General features: G+C 75.0%; 10 protein-coding genes and 2 pseudogenes. 6 read left to right on the forward strand and 6 right to left on the reverse strand.

Going from position 1 to position 14,804, the window contains the following annotated elements; all coding sequences use genetic code 11:
* Positions 1 to 231: pseudogene (locus AX737_RS34125) on the forward strand (DNA repair exonuclease); the annotation flags it as partial.
* 7 nt (positions 232 to 238) lie between these two features.
* Positions 239 to 3,739 (forward strand): YhaN family protein, encoded by a 3,501-nt coding sequence (locus AX737_RS05690; protein ID WP_066919715.1) that lies wholly within the window; start codon positions 239 to 241, stop codon positions 3,737 to 3,739.
* A gap of 176 nt (positions 3,740 to 3,915) precedes the next feature.
* On the opposite strand, the gene AX737_RS05695 is transcribed toward AX737_RS05690, so the two are convergent.
* Positions 3,916 to 5,412 carry a carboxypeptidase M32 gene (locus AX737_RS05695; protein WP_066919717.1) on the reverse strand — a complete coding sequence of 499 codons (1,497 nt, stop codon included), beginning with the start codon at positions 5,410 to 5,412 and terminating at the stop codon, positions 3,916 to 3,918.
* A gap of 155 nt (positions 5,413 to 5,567) precedes the next feature.
* Here AX737_RS05695 and AX737_RS05700 point away from each other — a divergent pair, with 155 nt between their 5' ends.
* Positions 5,568 to 6,251, forward strand: coding sequence for a GntR family transcriptional regulator (locus tag AX737_RS05700; protein WP_066919719.1), 684 nt, complete (start codon positions 5,568 to 5,570; stop codon positions 6,249 to 6,251).
* 15 nt (positions 6,252 to 6,266) lie between these two features.
* On the opposite strand, the gene AX737_RS05705 is transcribed toward AX737_RS05700, so the two are convergent.
* Positions 6,267 to 7,058 (reverse strand): enoyl-CoA hydratase/isomerase family protein, encoded by a 792-nt coding sequence (locus tag AX737_RS05705; RefSeq protein WP_066919721.1) that lies wholly within the window; start codon positions 7,056 to 7,058, stop codon positions 6,267 to 6,269.
* 117 nt (positions 7,059 to 7,175) lie between these two features.
* Entirely contained in the window at positions 7,176 to 8,429 is a 1,254-nt protein-coding gene (locus AX737_RS05710) for an MFS transporter (protein ID WP_066919723.1), read from the reverse strand.
* 496 nt (positions 8,430 to 8,925) lie between these two features.
* Here AX737_RS05710 and AX737_RS05715 point away from each other — a divergent pair, with 496 nt between their 5' ends.
* The 3 genes from AX737_RS05715 to AX737_RS05725 are packed head-to-tail and all read left to right on the forward strand — an operon-like array spanning position 8,926 to position 11,545.
* On the forward strand, positions 8,926 to 9,846 hold the full coding sequence (locus tag AX737_RS05715; protein WP_066919725.1) for a L,D-transpeptidase: 921 nt from the start codon (positions 8,926 to 8,928) through the stop codon (positions 9,844 to 9,846).
* 47 nt (positions 9,847 to 9,893) lie between these two features.
* Entirely contained in the window at positions 9,894 to 11,066 is a 1,173-nt protein-coding gene (locus tag AX737_RS05720) for a glycosyltransferase family 2 protein (protein ID WP_066919727.1), read from the forward strand.
* Complete coding sequence (locus AX737_RS05725) at positions 11,066 to 11,545, forward strand: hypothetical protein (protein WP_066919729.1); 480 nt, start codon at positions 11,066 to 11,068, stop codon at positions 11,543 to 11,545. Before AX737_RS05720 ends, AX737_RS05725 begins: the two co-directional genes overlap by 1 nt.
* Positions 11,546 to 11,786: 241 nt before the next feature.
* Here the strand turns inward: AX737_RS05725 and glpX are convergent, their stop codons facing one another.
* The 3 genes and pseudogenes from glpX to AX737_RS34130 form a co-directional block, all read right to left on the reverse strand.
* Positions 11,787 to 12,776, reverse strand: a complete 990-nt coding sequence (gene glpX / locus AX737_RS05730) for a class II fructose-bisphosphatase (RefSeq protein WP_066919730.1) — start codon at positions 12,774 to 12,776, stop codon at positions 11,787 to 11,789.
* Between the two features lie 170 nt (positions 12,777 to 12,946).
* A complete protein-coding gene (locus AX737_RS05735) occupies positions 12,947 to 14,281 on the reverse strand; it encodes a homoserine dehydrogenase (RefSeq protein ID WP_066919733.1) in 1,335 nt (444 codons plus the stop codon).
* A 135-nt stretch (positions 14,282 to 14,416) separates the two neighbouring features.
* Positions 14,417 to 14,804: pseudogene (locus AX737_RS34130) on the reverse strand (hypothetical protein); the annotation flags it as partial.

Here is a 14,804-nt window from a genome sequence, read left to right on the forward strand (position 1 = left end):
CTCCCCGCCCCGGCGGGCCTCGCCGCCGCGATCGACCCGGCCGGGCTCCTCGCCGACATCGACCGCGACCCGGATTTCCGCGCCCGGGCCCGGGCCGCGCTCGCCGAGATCGCCGCGAAGATGCCGGCGACGCTGAGCCCCGAGGAGGCCGACCTCGCCGCCGAGCTCGACGCGCTCTGCGCCGAGGCGGAGGCGCTGGTGCTCGGCCGGCTCGGCGGCCGAAGCTGCTGAGGCACCGATGCGGATCCTCGCCCTCGACCTCGAGCGCTACGGCCCCTTCACCGACCGCACGGTGCGGTTCCGGGAGGACGCGCGGCTGCACGTGGTGCTCGGCGCCAACGAGGCCGGCAAGAGCTCGGCGCTCGCCGCCGTCACCGACCTGCTCTTCGGCATCGAGGAGCGCACCCGCTACGCCTTCCGGCACGACATGCCCGCGCTGCGGCTGGGCGCCGAGATCCGGGCGGCGGACGGGCGCCGCCTACGCTTCCGCCGCCGCAAGGGCCGCAAGAACACCCTGGTGGACGCGGCCGATTCGGGGCTCCCCGACGACAGCCTCGCGCCCTTCCTCGGCGGCCTCTCCCGCGAGGTGTTCTGCCGGGCCTTCGGGCTCGACGCGGCCTCGCTCCGGGCGGGTGCGGCCGAGATGCTCGAGGCCGAGGGCGAGCTCGGCGCCAGCCTGTTCGCGGCGGCCTCCGGCTTGCGCGGATACCGGGCGCTGCAGGGCCGGCTTGAGGAGGAGGCCGCCGGCATCTTCATGCCCCGCGCCGCCCGCGAGCGCACCTTCTACCAGGCGCTCGGCCGCTACGAGGAGGCCCGCAAGGCGATCCGCCAGGGCGAGCTGCGGGCCGGCGACTGGCGCGACCTCAACGAGGAGATCGCGGAGGCTGGCACGCGCCTCGACGCGATCCACGCCGAGCGCCGCCGCATCGCCGGCGCGCAGGCCCGGCTCGCCCGCCTGAAGCGGGTCGCGCCGCTGATCCAGGCGCTCGACGCCGCCGACGAGGCCGCCGCGCGCGACGAGGCGGACCGGCCCGGCCAATGGACGGATGCCTGGATCGACGCGCTCGGCGCCCGCATCGCCGCGGAGCAGGCGGCCCGCGACGGGGCGGTCCGGGCGGCGGAGGTTCTGGACCGGGCCGAGCAGGAACTCGCCGCCCTCCCCCTCGACGAGGGGCTGCTCGCCCGGGCCGAGGCGGTGCTGGAGGCCTTTCGCGGGATCGCCCGCCACGACAAGGACGCCCAGGACCTGCCACGCATCCGGGCCGAGGCGGACGGGCTCGGCCTCGACCTCGCCCGGCTGGCCGCCCGGATCGGCCTGCCCGACGCCGCCGCGCTGAAGAGCCGCCAGCCCTCCGACGCCGCGCGCAGCCGGGTCGAGGGGCTGGTGCGCGAGGGCCGGGCGCTCGCCGCCGAGATCGCGCGCCTGACCCGGGACGCGGCCGGGGCCCGGCCGGGCCCGGAGGCCGCGCCGCCCGAACCCGCGATCGACCCCGCCCCCCTGCGGGCGGATCTGCGCGCCCTCGCCGGCTTGCGGGGCGAGGTCGCCCGCCGGGACGAGATCGACGCGACCGTGCGCCGGGAGGCGGGGCTGCTCTGGCTCCAGGCCGGGCGGCTCAGCCCCCCGGTTCCCGATCTCGCCGCGCTGGCGCAGGTGGCGCTCCCCGCTCCCGAGGCGATCGCCCGCCATCGGCGCGCCTTCGAGGCGCTCGAGCGCCGCCGCGAGCGCGCCCTCGAGCGGCAGGCCGCGACCGCCCAGGCCGCCGCCGCGACGCGGCTGCGCCTGCGGCTCCGGGAGGGCGCCGGCCCCCTGCCCTCGCTGGCCGACCTCGCCCGCCTGCGCGCCGAGCGCGACGCGCTGATCGAGGCGGGCCCGGGTGCCGAGCCGGGGCGGCGCTCGCACGAGGACGCGCGGGAGGCGGTGCGGGAGGCGGTGCGAGAGGCGGTCATGGCGGCCGACCGGGCCGCGGACGACCTCGTGCGCGACGCCGCCCGCGCCGCCGAGCAGGCCGCCGACCGGGTCCGCCTGGAGGCCGAGACGGAGGAGGTCGAGGCCGCCGACCGGGACCTCGCCGCGATCGAGACCGCCCGCGCCGAGGCCGAGGCCGCCTGGCAGGCGGCCTGGTTGCCCGCCGGCCTCGCGGCCGCCCCGCCCGCCGAGATGGCCGCCTGGCTCGGCGAGGTCCAGACGCTCCTCGACGCGCTCGCCGCGGTCGAGACGCAGAGCATCGAGCAGCGCCGTCTCGTCGAGCGCGTCGAGGCCGCCCGCGCGCCGCTGGCGGCGCTCGCGGCGCGGGCCGGGCTCGACCTCCTGCCCGGCCTCGATCCCGGCCTGATTCTGGCCCGGATCGAGGAGCGCGTCGCCGCCCTCGGCGAGGCCTGGGAGCGCGCCCGCGAGGCGGAGGGGCGCGCCCGCGCCGCCGCCGAGCAGGCCGCTCGCCGCGCGGCCGACCTTGCCGAGGCGCGCGCCCGCGAGGCGGTCTGGCGGGAGGCCTGGGGCCGGGCCCTGCCCCTGATCGGCCTCGACGGCGCGGCCGGCCCCGACGAGGCCGACAGCGCTCTGGCCGCCTGGGCCGCGGTGCCGGCGGCCCTGGCCGCCCTGGAACACCAGCAGCGCCGCATCGCGGGCCTGAGCCGCGACATGGAGGCCTACCGGGCGGGGGCCGACGCCCTCGTGGCCGCGCTCGCTCCCGACCTCGTCGGGCTTCCTTCCACGGCCGCCATGAAGGCCCTGCACGGCCGCCTGGGTGAGGCGCAGGAGCGGCGCGCCCGCCGCACCGACCTCGAACGCCGCCGCCGCGAGGCCGCCGAGGCCCTGGCGGCCGCCGAGGCCGCGCGCGGGACGGCGTCGGCCGCGCTCGCCGGGCATCTCGCCGAGGTGCGCGCCGAGTCTCGCGCAGAGACTCGCGCCGAGCATCCGGACGGGCCGGCGGAGGAGCCCGCCGCGCTCCACGCGCGCCTCACGGCGCGGCGGGCGCTGCGCCAGGCGCTGGAGAGCCGCCGGGCCGACCTCGCCCGGGTCTCGGACGGGGTCGCCGAGGCGGAACTGCGTGCCGACCTCGCCGGCACCTCGCCCGACGCGATCGAGGCGGCGCTGCGCGGTCTCGCCCTGGAGGAGGAGGCGCTCGACCAGCGCGGCAAGGCGGCCTTCGCCGACCGCGACCGGGCCGAGCGCCGCCGCGAGGAGCTAGCGGGCGGCACCGGCGCCGAGCTGGCGCTCGCCCAGCGCAAGGCCGCGGAGGCGGAACTCGCCGGCGAGGCCCGGCGCTGGGCGGTGCTGCGGCTCGCGGGCCTCCTCATCGGCACCGCGATCGGCCGCCAGCGCGCCGGCCAGCAGGACCCCTTGCTGACCCGCGCCGGCGCCCTGTTCTCGGGATTGACCGGCGGCGCCTTCGCGGGGCTCGCGCAGGACTACGACGCGGGCGACGAGCCGCGGCTGACCGGCCGGCGCGCCTCCGGCGAGCTGGTGCCGGTGGACGGCCTGAGCGAGGGCACGCGCGACCAGCTCTACCTCGCCCTGCGACTGGCCTATCTGGAGGATTACGCGGCCCGCGCGGAGCCGGCGCCCTTCGTGGGCGACGACCTCTTCCTCACCTTCGACGACGCCCGCACCGCGCACGGCCTGGAGGCGCTCGCGGCGATCGGGGCTCGGGTGCAGCCGATCCTGTTCACGCACCACCGCCACGTCGCCGACCTCGCCCGCAGCCGGCTCGGGGCGGCGGTCGACGTGCTGGAGCTGTGACCCCGTCGGGGATCCCCAGGGGCCTCAGGCCCTTGGGCGGGGTCCCGGGGCGGCGCCCCGGGTTGCGATCCCGGGCCCCGGCAGGGCCGGGGCCAGGGATCGACAGCAGGGCCAAGATCCAACCCCTTGCCTGCACCCGCCAAAGGTCTCGACCTTTGGGATCCGGGACTGGCTGCCTAACCCAGGTACCGCGCCTCGATGTGGGCCCGGAACGCCGCGGTGCCGAGCGGGCGCCCGGTCGCCTCGGTGAGGATCGTGTCCGTGTCGGCGAGGCTCGCCCGGGCGTGGACGTTGGCCCGCAGCCAGTCCCGCAGCGGCGCGAAATCGCCCCGGGCCAGCCCCGGCAGCAGGTCGGGCGCCGCCGCTCTGGCCGCCCCGAAGAGCTGAGCGGCCGCGAGCGCGCCCAGCGTGTAGGTCGGGAAATAGCCCCAGGCGCCGCCCGGCCAGTGGATGTCCTGCAGGCAGCCGAGCCGGTCGTTCGGCACGTCGAGCCCCAGAAGCGCCCGCACGCGCTCGTTGAAGGCGCCCGGCAGGTCGGCGACCGCGAGGTCGCCCGCGATCAGCGCCGTCTCCAGCTCGTAGCGGAGCAGGATGTGGGCCGGGTAGGTCGCCTCGTCCGCGTCCACCCGGATGAACCCCGGCTCGACGCGGGTGGCGAGGCGGTGCAGGTTCTGCGCCTCCCAGGCCGGGCCCGAGCGCCCGAAGGCCTCCCGCAGGAGCGGCGCGAGGTAGTGGAAGAACGCCTCGGAGCGGCAGGCCTGCATCTCGACGATCAGGCTCTGGCTCTCGTGCAGCGTCATGCCGCGCGCCTCGCCCGCGGGCTGGCGGCGCCACGCGGTGGGCCGGCCCTGCTCGTAGAGGGCGTGGCCGGTCTCGTGCAGCACGCCCATCAGGGCGCGGGCGTAGTCGGCGTCGTCGTACCGGGTGGTGATGCGCACGTCGTCGGTGGCGCCGCCGCAGAACGGGTGCAGGCTGATGTCGAGCCGCCCGCGGGCGAAGTCGAAGCCGAGCGCCTCCATCAGCCGGAGCCCGACCGCGCGCTGCGTCTCGACCGGGAAGGGGCCCTCCGTCGGGACGGGGTGCGGGCCCGCCGCCTGCCGCTCGCGGATCGCCGCGATCGTGCCGGGCAGCCACGCCCGCAGCTCGGCGAAGAGCGGGTCGATGGTCGCGCGGCGCAGGCCCGGATCGTAGCCGTCGAGGAGCGCGTCGTAGGGCGCGAGGCCGAGCGCCGCGCCCTTGGCGGCGCCGATCTCCCGCTGCAGGCGCAGCACCTCGGCGAGTTCGGGCGCGAGCCGGGCGAAGTCCGAATCCGCGCGGGCGGAGCGCCAGGTCATCTCGCAGCGCGAGACCGCGCGGGAACTCGCCTCCACCAGATCCTGCGGCACCGCCGCGGCGTGGCGGTGGGCGCGCTCCATCTCGGCGAGGTTCGTGCGCTGCTCCGGCCCCAGCGCCTCCGCGCCGGCCTCGGCCAGACGGTCGGCGACCTGCGGCCCGGTCAGGATCTCGTGCGCGAGCCCGTGCAGCACCGCGATCTGGTCGGCGCGCCCCGCCGCTGCGCCGTCCGGCATCTGGGTCTGAGAATCCCACCCGAGGATGCCGGACGCGCCGCTCAGCGCCGAGAGGCGGGCGAAGGTGCGTTCCAGGGCGGCGTAGGCCGGCGCATCGAGGGGCATCGTCACGTCTCCGGTTCGGGTCCGGCGGCTTAGCATCGCCCGTGCCGTCCCGACCACCCGAGGGCGAACCTGCACTCTTGTGCATGGACACGCATATCGAGCCGAACTAAACGTACGATTGCGCACGACAGGTCACGCGGATCGGGCCCCGGCCGATGAACAGGATCGACCCCGGCATCGGAATTCACCGCCGCTACCTCCACGACGAGGTCGCCGAGCGGATGCGGGCACTGATCCAGTCCGGCGAGATGGAGCCGCTGGCGCGCATCAACGAGGGCGAACTGACCGAGCGCTTCGGCATCTCGCGCACGCCCCTGCGCGAGGCGATCAAGATCCTGGCGACCGAGGGGCTGCTCGAACTGCTGCCGAACCGGGGCGCCCGGGTGGCGAGCATCTCCCAGCGCGAGATCGAGGAGATGCTGGAGGTGATCGCGGGGCTCGAGGCGACCGCGGCCGACCTCGCCTGCGCCGCCGCCACCGAGGACGAGATCGCGGCGATCGAGGACGACCACCGCCAGATGGTCGAGGCGTGGCGGGCGGGCGACGCGGCGCGCTACTACCCGCTCAACCGGCGCATCCACGAGGCGATCATGTCGGCCGCCCGGAACGCCGTCCTCACCTCGATCTACCTCGGTCTGTCGGGCCGCATCCAGCGCTCGCGCTACTCCGTCCACCAGACGGAGGCGGAGTGGGCCCGCGCGGTTGAGGAGCACGCCCGCATGGTCGTCCTGCTGCGCGCCCGGGACGGCGCCGGCCTCTCGGCGCTGATGCGCGCGCATATCCGCGGCAAGAAGGCCGTGCTCGCCGCCCGCGTCGGCGCGGAGGCGGCGGCCGGCTGAGCCGCTCGGGGCGCCTCAGCGCCCGGTCCAGACCGGCGGGCGCTTGGCCAGGAACGCCTCCATTCCCTCGCGGAAATCGGCGCTGAGATAGCAGGAGAGGATCAGGTCGTCGTCCGGATCCGCGGCGTCCTCCGCCAGCCGGCGCAGGCCCTCCTTGGTGGCCCGGAGGGTGAGCGGCGCATGGCCGGCGACGAGCCCGGCGAGGGCGTCGGTGCGGTCCCGCAGGGCCTGGGCGTCCGCCACCACCTCGCCGACGAGACCGATGGCCAGAGCCTCCTCGGCGCCCAGGAGCCGGGCGGTGAAGATCATGTCCTTCACCCGGGCCGGGCCGACGAGGTTCGCGAGGCGCCCGAGATTGGCCACCGACAGGCAGTTGCCGAGCGTGCGGGCGATCGGGAAGCCCAGGCGCGCGTCCGCGGTGGCGACGCGCAGGTCGCAGGCCGCAGCGATCGCTGCGCCGCCGCCTGTGCAGGCGCCCGCGATCGACGCGATCGTCGGCACCCGCAGCCGCTCCAGGGTTCCCAGCACCTTGTCCATGAAGCGCTCGTAGGCGAGCGCGTCGTCGGCGGTGCGGACCTCGCGGAACTGGGCGATGTCGGTGCCGGCCGCGAAGGCCCGGTCCCCGGCGCCCGTGATCACCAGCACCTTCGCGGCCGGGTCGGCGGCGATCCGCTCGCACAGGGTGACGAGGCCCTCGTACATCGCGAAGGTCAGCGCGTTGCGGGCCTGGGGCCGGTTCAGCACGATCCGGGCGATGCCGGCCTCGTCCTGCGAGAACAGGAGTTCGTCGGTGGGCTGGTCGGTCATCGGCGGCTCGGGTCGGCGTGTCCTGAGCCCCGGTCTGGCCCGGGCGGGCCGGCCGATCAAGCCGCCCGAACGGGAACGGGGGCCCGCAAGGCTCCCGTCCGCGCGCGGCGCCTGCCCTCAGGCGGTGGCGGGCTTCAGAGCGCCCGGGGCCTCGGCACGGGCACCGGCCTCCAGCACCTTGCCGCGCGGGCCGACCCAGGCGCCCACCCATTTGCGCTGCCAGACGAACAGGCAGCCCAGCACCACCAGCGTGAAGGCCGCGTAGCCGACGAAGCCCGGCGCGAAGCCGCCCGTGTACTGCTTCGAGAGGCCCATCACATTCGGCAGGATGGCGCCGCCGAGCGCGCCCACCTCGCCGATCATCGAGCCCGCGACCGCGGTGTTGTTCGGCCAGCGCAGCGGCACGAGCTGGAACAGGGCGCCGTTGCCGGCCCCGAGCGCGGCGAAGCAGAGCATGAACAGGATCGTGGTGAGCGCCAGCGACGGCGCGGCGGTGAGCGCCAGGAACGAGCCGATCGCGGCCATCAGCACCACGGTCAGCACCAGGATCCCGCCCATCCGGTCGGCGAAGTAGCCGCCGAGGATGCGGATGCCGGAGCCCATCAGCGCCGCCAGCATGGTGAGGCGCCCGGCCTCGACCTTCGTGACGCCGAAGCTCTCGTAGAAGAAGGTCGGCAGGAAGTTCGACAGGCCGATGAAGCCCCCGAAGGTGATGATGTAGATCAGCGAGAAGGCCCAGCCGTCCTTGGTGAACAGGCAGGAGACGTGCTCGCGGAAGGTCTGCCGATGGTTGTCCGGCGGCTCCTTGGCGAGCCCGATCATCACGGCGATCGGGAGGAGCATCACGGCGCCCGCGAAGCCGTAGACCGTCTGCCAGCCGTAGGCCTGGGCGAGCGGGGGCGCGAACAGCACGGCGAGCACCGTGCCCGAGTTGCCGGCGCCCGCGATGCCCATGGCGAGCCCCTTGTGCTCGGGCGGGAACCAGCCGGATCCGAGCGAGAGCGCCACGCCGAACGAGGCGCCCGCGATGCCGAGCAGCACGCCCATCGCCAGCACGTCGTTGTAGCTCGCCACGAAGAAGAAGCCGTAGATCATCGCCAGCACGATGACGCCCATCTCGGTGAGGGCGGCGTTCTTGCGGCCGATATACTGGGCGAGCACGCCCAGCGGGAAGCGCATGATCGCGCCCGCCAGGATCGGCAGCGAGATCATGAAGCCGGTCTGGGCCGGGGTGAGGCCGTAGGTCTCGGTGATGAACGGGCCCATCGCCCCGTTCAGCACCCAGATCGCGAAGCAGAAATCGAAGTACAGGAACGCGGCGAAGAGCGTCGGGGGGTGTCCCGACTTCATCACGGTCTTGAAGCTGGCCATCTGCGGGTGCTCGTCGAGTTCGCGGTGCGTCGCCCCGGGGGGGCGACCGCACGTGCCGGAGGGGCCGGACTCACACCGTCCGCTTGTCGGGGCGTCGTTGCCCCGGGGCGCCGCGCTGTCGCGGCTGAAGCGACCATTGCAGCAAGCGTGCCAACCCGCGGGCCGCCCTGCCCTGCCCTGTCCTGCCCTGTCCTGCCGCCGGCCCGGGGCGTGCGGCCTGGGAATAATGCCTCAGGTGCGGGCAGCGCGGGCTCCGACAGGGCGGGAGATGGCGCGGACCTGCGCAGCTCACGCGGCCGTGAAGGACCTGTTGCGCGAAATCGACGGCGGGCCGCGCAGGGCTGACCCGCGCCGCCGTACAGGTTTCAGACGAGCCTTGACTTTGCTAGAGCTTGACCGGACGACCTTGGCCGTTCCGGGGGCAGCCGGCGCAAGGTCGCGCCGTGGCCCGCACGCGCTGTGCCGGGCACCATCAGGGACGTCCTACGCTCAAGCCATGTCGGATCTCAAGACCGGCCTCTCGCGCCGCCTCCTGCTCGCCGGATCGGCGGCGGCCCTCTCCCTCGGCGGGCCTCTGCCCGCCCTCGCCCAGCGCGTCGGCCTCGTGCCGGGGGGCAGCGGTGGCTACGACGACGACCTGCTCTACCAGGACCAGAACGGCGCCTTCTACCGCCGCCGCAACGGCCGCTACGAGCCCTATACGGGCCGGGTCGAGTTCGGCCGTCCCGTGCTCGGCGACGAGGGGGCGGTGCCCGGTCGCGGGCCCGTGGCGGAGCCCGGTCCGGGGCCTGCCCCGCAGCCCGGCCAGCCGCCCGCGCAGCGCAGCGTGGTCGAGCGCCCGGTCGATGACGGGCCGATTGACTACGCCCGCGCCTACGCGGCGATCACCGACGACGCCTTCCCGATCGCGGCCTTCAACTACAAGAAGATGAGCCCGGCCTTCCTGCGCCAGGAGATCGCCTATTCGGGTCCCCATGAGCCGGGCACGATCGTTGTCGATCCGCGCGCCCGGCACCTCACGCTGGTGCAGACGGGCGGGCGCGCCCGCCGCTACGGCGTCGGCGTGGGCAAGCAGGGCTTCTCGTGGTCGGGCATCGCCACGGTGAACTCCAAGCAGGCCTGGCCGGACTGGTACCCGCCCAAGGAGATGATCGCGCGCCGGCCCGACCTCGCCGCGCAGATCGACAAGCTCCAGAGCGGCCTCGGCGTCGCGGGCGGTACCCGCAACCCGCTCGGCGCGCGCGCCCTCTACCTCTGGCAGAACAACAAGGACACGCTCTACCGCATCCACGGCACGCTGGAGCCCTACTCGATCGGCCAGTCGGTCTCCTCGGGCTGCATCCGGATGATCAACCAGGACGCGATCGACCTCTACGGCCGGGTCCCGGTCGGCGCGAAGGTCGTCGTGCTGGGCTGAGCGCCGTCCCGGGGCCTCACGCGGAGGCGAGTGCGGGAGGGGTTCGGTTGGCGGATGTCGATGCCCTGCTGGGGACCATCGAGGCGATCGACGGGCGCGTGATCGCGGGCTGGGCCTGCATGCGCCGCCCGGACGGCAGCGAGCGCCCGGCGATCCTCGAGGTGCGGGCCGACGACGTGCTGGTCTTCCGCTTCGTCGCCGGCGCGGTCCGGGAGGACGTGCGGGCGCGCGGCGCCTGCGGCATCCTGCGGACCGGCTTCCGGCTGGACCACGGTTTCCCCGTCGGCACGAAGATCGCCCTGCACAGCGCCGAGACCGGCGCCCCTTTGGGGACGGCGCGCTACGTGGCGCCGTCCCGGCCGCCGCGGATCGGGCTGATCGCGCCCGCGCGCGACGAGGCGCCCTACCTGCTGGAATGGCTCGCCTACCACCGCACCCGCGGGATCGCGCGCTTCTTCATCGCCGACAACGGCGGTGCGGACGCCACCTCGGACCTGCTGCGCCGGCTCGACCGGGCCGGAATCGTCACCCGCTACGACTATCTCGGCCGCAGCTACTTCCAGACGGCGTTCTACGCCGAGACGGTGGCGCGGCCGGAGGTGCGGGAGACCTGCGACCTGCTGGCGGCGCTCGACTGCGACGAGTTCCTGGTCCCGACCAACGGGCGCCCGATCCCCGAGACGCTGGGGGAGCTCTGCGCCGACGGCGCGGTCAGCGCGCTGGCGCTGAACTGGGCGAATTACGGCAGCGCGGGCCGCGCGGAGCACGATTCCGGGCGCCTCGTGATCGAGCAGTACGACCGGCGGGCGGTCGAGCTGAACCCGCTCAACAACCACATCAAGTCGGTCTTCCGGCCCGAGCGCTTCCGTGGCTTCGGCGTCAACGTGCACGCGATCGACATGGATTACGGGCTCTATCGCGCGGCGTCCGGCGCCGCGGCCGAGTGGGACGTCGCCTACGCGGCGCGCGGGATCACGCGGGTGCCGGACTGGACCAACCTGCGGGTCAACCACTACTCGACCAAGAGCCGGAGCGCCTTCGTCAGGCGCAAGCTCCAGGGGCCCGCCGCCGACCGGGCCACCAGCGAGGCGTTGCGCCGGCACGCCGACTACTTCGCCCTGCACGACACGAACGACGTGCAGGACCCGGTCGATCCGGCCGTGATCGCCGAGACCCGGGCGGAGATCGCCCGGATCGAGGCGCTGATCGCCGAGGCCTGATGCCGCCGACGCCCCTCCTCGCCGCCGCGGCCGGCCTCCTGCTCCTGGCCGGCGCGATCCTGTACGCGGGCCTCCGCATCGGGGCCGGGCGGCGCGGCGCCTTGGCCGTGCCGGAGGGCGCGCCGGTCGCCGCGCGCCGGCTCGTCGGCGCGTGGCAGGGCCGGCAGGGCTACGCCTTCGCCCTCGCGATCTCGAACGCCGCGGCCGCCGACGTCCTGATCGACGGCGTGGACGTGCTGGCGCCCGGCGGCGCGCGGCTCAGCGTCCAGCCGGACGACGGCGATCGCTGGACGCGGGCCGGGCGCCGCCACGCGGTGCGCTGGCGCGCGCTCGCGGGGCGGGACACCGTGGTCCAGTGCCGGCTCCACCTGCCGGCTTCCGCGCAGCGGGCGGGAGCGCGGGTGCGGCTCGAGCTCAGGTGCGCCCTGGACGAGCCCGGCGGCCGGCGCATCCGCGTGCCGCTGACGGTGGAGGTTTGATACCGTTTCCGGTCGATCGGTGCGGTCTGACGCATCGCCTCAGGACGAAGCGCGGGCCCCCTCTCCCTATGGGAGAGGGGGCATGGCGCGGTTCACCGCGCGCGGCCGAACCGATCGACCGGAAACGGTATGAGGCGGCTTCGGGCCCGGGCAGTCCGCGCCGCTCTCCCTCCCCCGGCCGAAGAGGGGGAGCATCCGCGCCAGACGAAGCGATCCCCGTAACCGGACGGAACCCGCGGGCCTAGGCCCCCGCGTCCAGGCGCCGCCGCTCGCCGCGGATGCGGCGGATCGTGCCGGTGGCGGAGCGGTAGACCACGGTCTCGGTCTCGATCACGTTCGGGCGGAAGCGTACCCCGCGCAGCAGCGATCCGTCGGTGACGCCGGTCGCCGCCACGATCACGTCGCCGCGCGCCAGCTCCGTCAGGTCGTAGATCCGGTTCGGTTCGGTGATGCCCATGCCCTCGGCCCGGCGCCGCTTCTCGGCGGAGTCGAGGATCAGCCGGCCCTGCATCTGGCCGCCGGTGCAGCGGAGCGCGGCCGCCGCGATCACGCCCTCGGGGGCGGCCCCCGTGCCCAGATAGATGTCGACCCCGGTCTCCTCCGGGCTCGTGGTGAAGATGATGCCGGCGATGTCGCCGTCCGAGATCAGGCGCACGCCCGCCCCCGTGTCGCGGATCTCGGCGACGAGGCCGGCATGGCGCGGCCGGTCGAGCACGAGCGCGGTGATCTGGTGGGGGCGCACGCCCTTGGCGCGGGCCAGCGCCAGGATGTTGTCGGTCGGGCTCGCGTCGAGATCGATCACGCCCGCCGGATAGCCGGGGCCGACCGCGATCTTCTGCATGTAGACGTCGGGTGCGGCGAGCAGGGCGCCGCGCTCGGCGATCGCCATCACCGCGATGGCGCCGGGCATGTCCTTGGCGCAGAGGGTGGTGCCTTCCAGCGGATCGACCGCGATGTCGACCTCCAGCCCGCCGCGGCCGAGCCGCTCGCCGATGTAGAGCATCGGCGCCTCGTCGCGCTCGCCCTCGCCGATCACCACGCGGCCGTCCACCGGCAGGGTGTTCAGCTCCTCGCGCATCGCATCGACGGCGGCCTGATCGGCGGCCTTCTCGTTGCCCTGTCCCCGCAGCCGCGCCGCGGCGATCGCCGCCCGCTCGGTCACGCGGGCGAGTTCCAGGCCGAGGATGCGCATCGCGACGTTGCGCGAGCCCTCGTGCGGCGCCTCAGACATGGTTCCTGCCCTCGCGTCCCGGCCCGGATGTTTCCGGTGCCGTCCCCCGGCGCGGCGCGTGCCGCGCGGGAGCTTCCTCTGCCCGACCGCATAGCACGGACGCGGCGGATCGGTCTCCGCCCAACCCGGCCGGAGCGCGCGGGTTTCCCCTACAACTCCAGATTAACGAATCATTCCCGCTCGATCCGGATCAGCTGAGGCGACTCGGCGAGCAGGCCGTCCGCCGCGATGGCGTCGAGGGCGGCGCGGATGTTCCCCTCCGTGGCCGCGTAGGTGATCAGCACCAGCGGCACCGGCTGGCCGGAGCGCCCGCGCGGGTCGTTGACCGCCGCGTTCTCGCTGCGGCGCTGCAGGATGCTCTCGATCGAGATCTCGCGCTCGGCCATGCGGGTGGCCACGCCCGCGGCGACGCCCGGGCGGTCGTGCACGGTGAGCCGGATGTAGTAGCCGCCCTCGTGGCGCTGCATCTCGACCCGCTCGGCCGGGCGCAAGGCGGCGCTCGGTCGGCCGAAGGTCGGGCGCACGCGGCCGGCCGCCATGTTCGCGGCAACGTCGGCGATGTCGGCGACGACCGCGGACGCGGTGGCCTCGCCGCCCGCGCCCGGGCCGATCAGGGTGAGTTCGCCCACCGCGTCGGCATCGACCGTGACGGCGTTCGTCACGCCCATCACCTGGGCGATGGCGGAGGATTTCGGCACCATGGTCGGGTGCACCCGCTGCTCGATGCCGGCCGCGGTCGCCTGGGCGACGCCGAGCAGCTTGATCCGGTAGCCGAGCTCGTCGGCCATGCGCAGATCGAGCGGCTGCACCCGCGAGATGCCCTCGACCGAGACGCCCTCGGCGTCCACGACGGTGCCGAAGGCGAGGCTCGTGAGGATGGCGAGCTTGTGGGCGGTGTCGAAGCCCTCGACGTCGAAGGTCGGGTCGGCCTCGGCGTAGCCCAGCGCCTGCGCGTCCTTGAGGCAGGCCTCGAAGGTCAGGCCCTCGCGCTCCATGCGCGAGAGGATGTAGTTGCAGGTGCCGTTGAGGATCCCGTAGACGCGGCTCACCGCGTTGCCGGGCAGACCCTCGCGGAGCGCCTTCACCACGGGAATGCCGCCCGCGACCGAGGCCTCGAAGGCCAGCGCCACGCCCGCCGCCTCGGCGGCCTTCGCGAGCGCCGCGCCGTGATGGGCGAGCAGCGCCTTGTTGGCGGTGACCACGTGCTTGCCCGAGGCGAGCGCCGCCTCGACGGTGGCCTTGGCCGGCCCCTCCGAGCCGCCGATCAGCTCGACCACGCAATCGACCGCGCCCGAGCGGGCGAGCGCCACCGGATCGTCGAACCACTGGATGCCGGAGAGGTCGAGCCCGCGGTCGCGGTTCCGGTCGCGCGAGGAGACGGCGGTGATGCGGATCTCCCGGCCGGTCGCGGCGAAGAGCGCGTCGGCGCGGCGCGCGATCATGCGGACGACGGAGGCACCCACGGTGCCGAGGCCGGCGACGCCGAGGCGGAGGCTGTGTGTCATGGTTCCTATCCGGGCCCGGCAAGCGGCGGAGCGCGGACGCGCCCCGGCGGGCGCGGCACTCATGCAACGATTTGTCCGCACCCGCAAGAAACCCGCAAGAAACCCGCAAAGGACCTGCGAGCCCGCGGTGCGCCGTCAGTCCGGCACGCGCTGCCGGTAGCGGATGGCCGTCGTGATCAGCCCGTAGAGGACGCCCGCGTTGAAGAGGTGCCAGAGCCAGTGCGTGCCGACGGGAATCGTCCCGCAGGCCGCCCGGTCGAGGGTGCGCGCCGCGAGCGAGAGGCCGAACAGGGCGGCGATTCCGAGGAGCGCCAGACCCGCCGCGCGGCGGGCCGCGGCCCGATGGCAGGTCTGGCCGGCGACGAGCGGCGCCGCGACGCCGCCGAGCGCCAGGAAGGCCGGCAGGTAGGCGATCGAGCCGTTGGTCAGCGCCTCGACGTCGCGGCCGGTGAGCGCGTCGAGCGCCGGGACGAGGCCGAACGAGACGATGAGGAAGCCGAGCGTGGCGCCGCCCGCCGCAAGC

Source organism: Methylobacterium sp. CCH5-D2 (assembly GCF_001556475.1).
GTDB lineage: Bacteria > Pseudomonadota > Alphaproteobacteria > Rhizobiales > Beijerinckiaceae > Methylobacterium > Methylobacterium hispanicum.

Coding starts and splice junctions, on each gene's coding strand:
- AX737_RS05690 (WP_066919715.1), top strand. CDS start 239: ATGCGGATCCTCGCCCTCGACCTCGAGCGCTACGGCCCCTTCACCGAC.
- AX737_RS05695 (WP_066919717.1), bottom strand. CDS start 5,412: ATGCCCCTCGATGCGCCGGCCTACGCCGCCCTGGAACGCACCTTCGCC.
- AX737_RS05735 (WP_066919733.1), bottom strand. CDS start 14,281: ATGACACACAGCCTCCGCCTCGGCGTCGCCGGCCTCGGCACCGTGGGT.
- AX737_RS05700 (WP_066919719.1), top strand. CDS start 5,568: ATGAACAGGATCGACCCCGGCATCGGAATTCACCGCCGCTACCTCCAC.
- AX737_RS05705 (WP_066919721.1), bottom strand. CDS start 7,058: ATGACCGACCAGCCCACCGACGAACTCCTGTTCTCGCAGGACGAGGCC.
- glpX (WP_066919730.1), bottom strand. CDS start 12,776: ATGTCTGAGGCGCCGCACGAGGGCTCGCGCAACGTCGCGATGCGCATC.
- AX737_RS05725 (WP_066919729.1), top strand. CDS start 11,066: ATGCCGCCGACGCCCCTCCTCGCCGCCGCGGCCGGCCTCCTGCTCCTG.
- AX737_RS05715 (WP_066919725.1), top strand. CDS start 8,926: ATGTCGGATCTCAAGACCGGCCTCTCGCGCCGCCTCCTGCTCGCCGGA.
- AX737_RS05710 (WP_066919723.1), bottom strand. CDS start 8,429: ATGGCCAGCTTCAAGACCGTGATGAAGTCGGGACACCCCCCGACGCTC.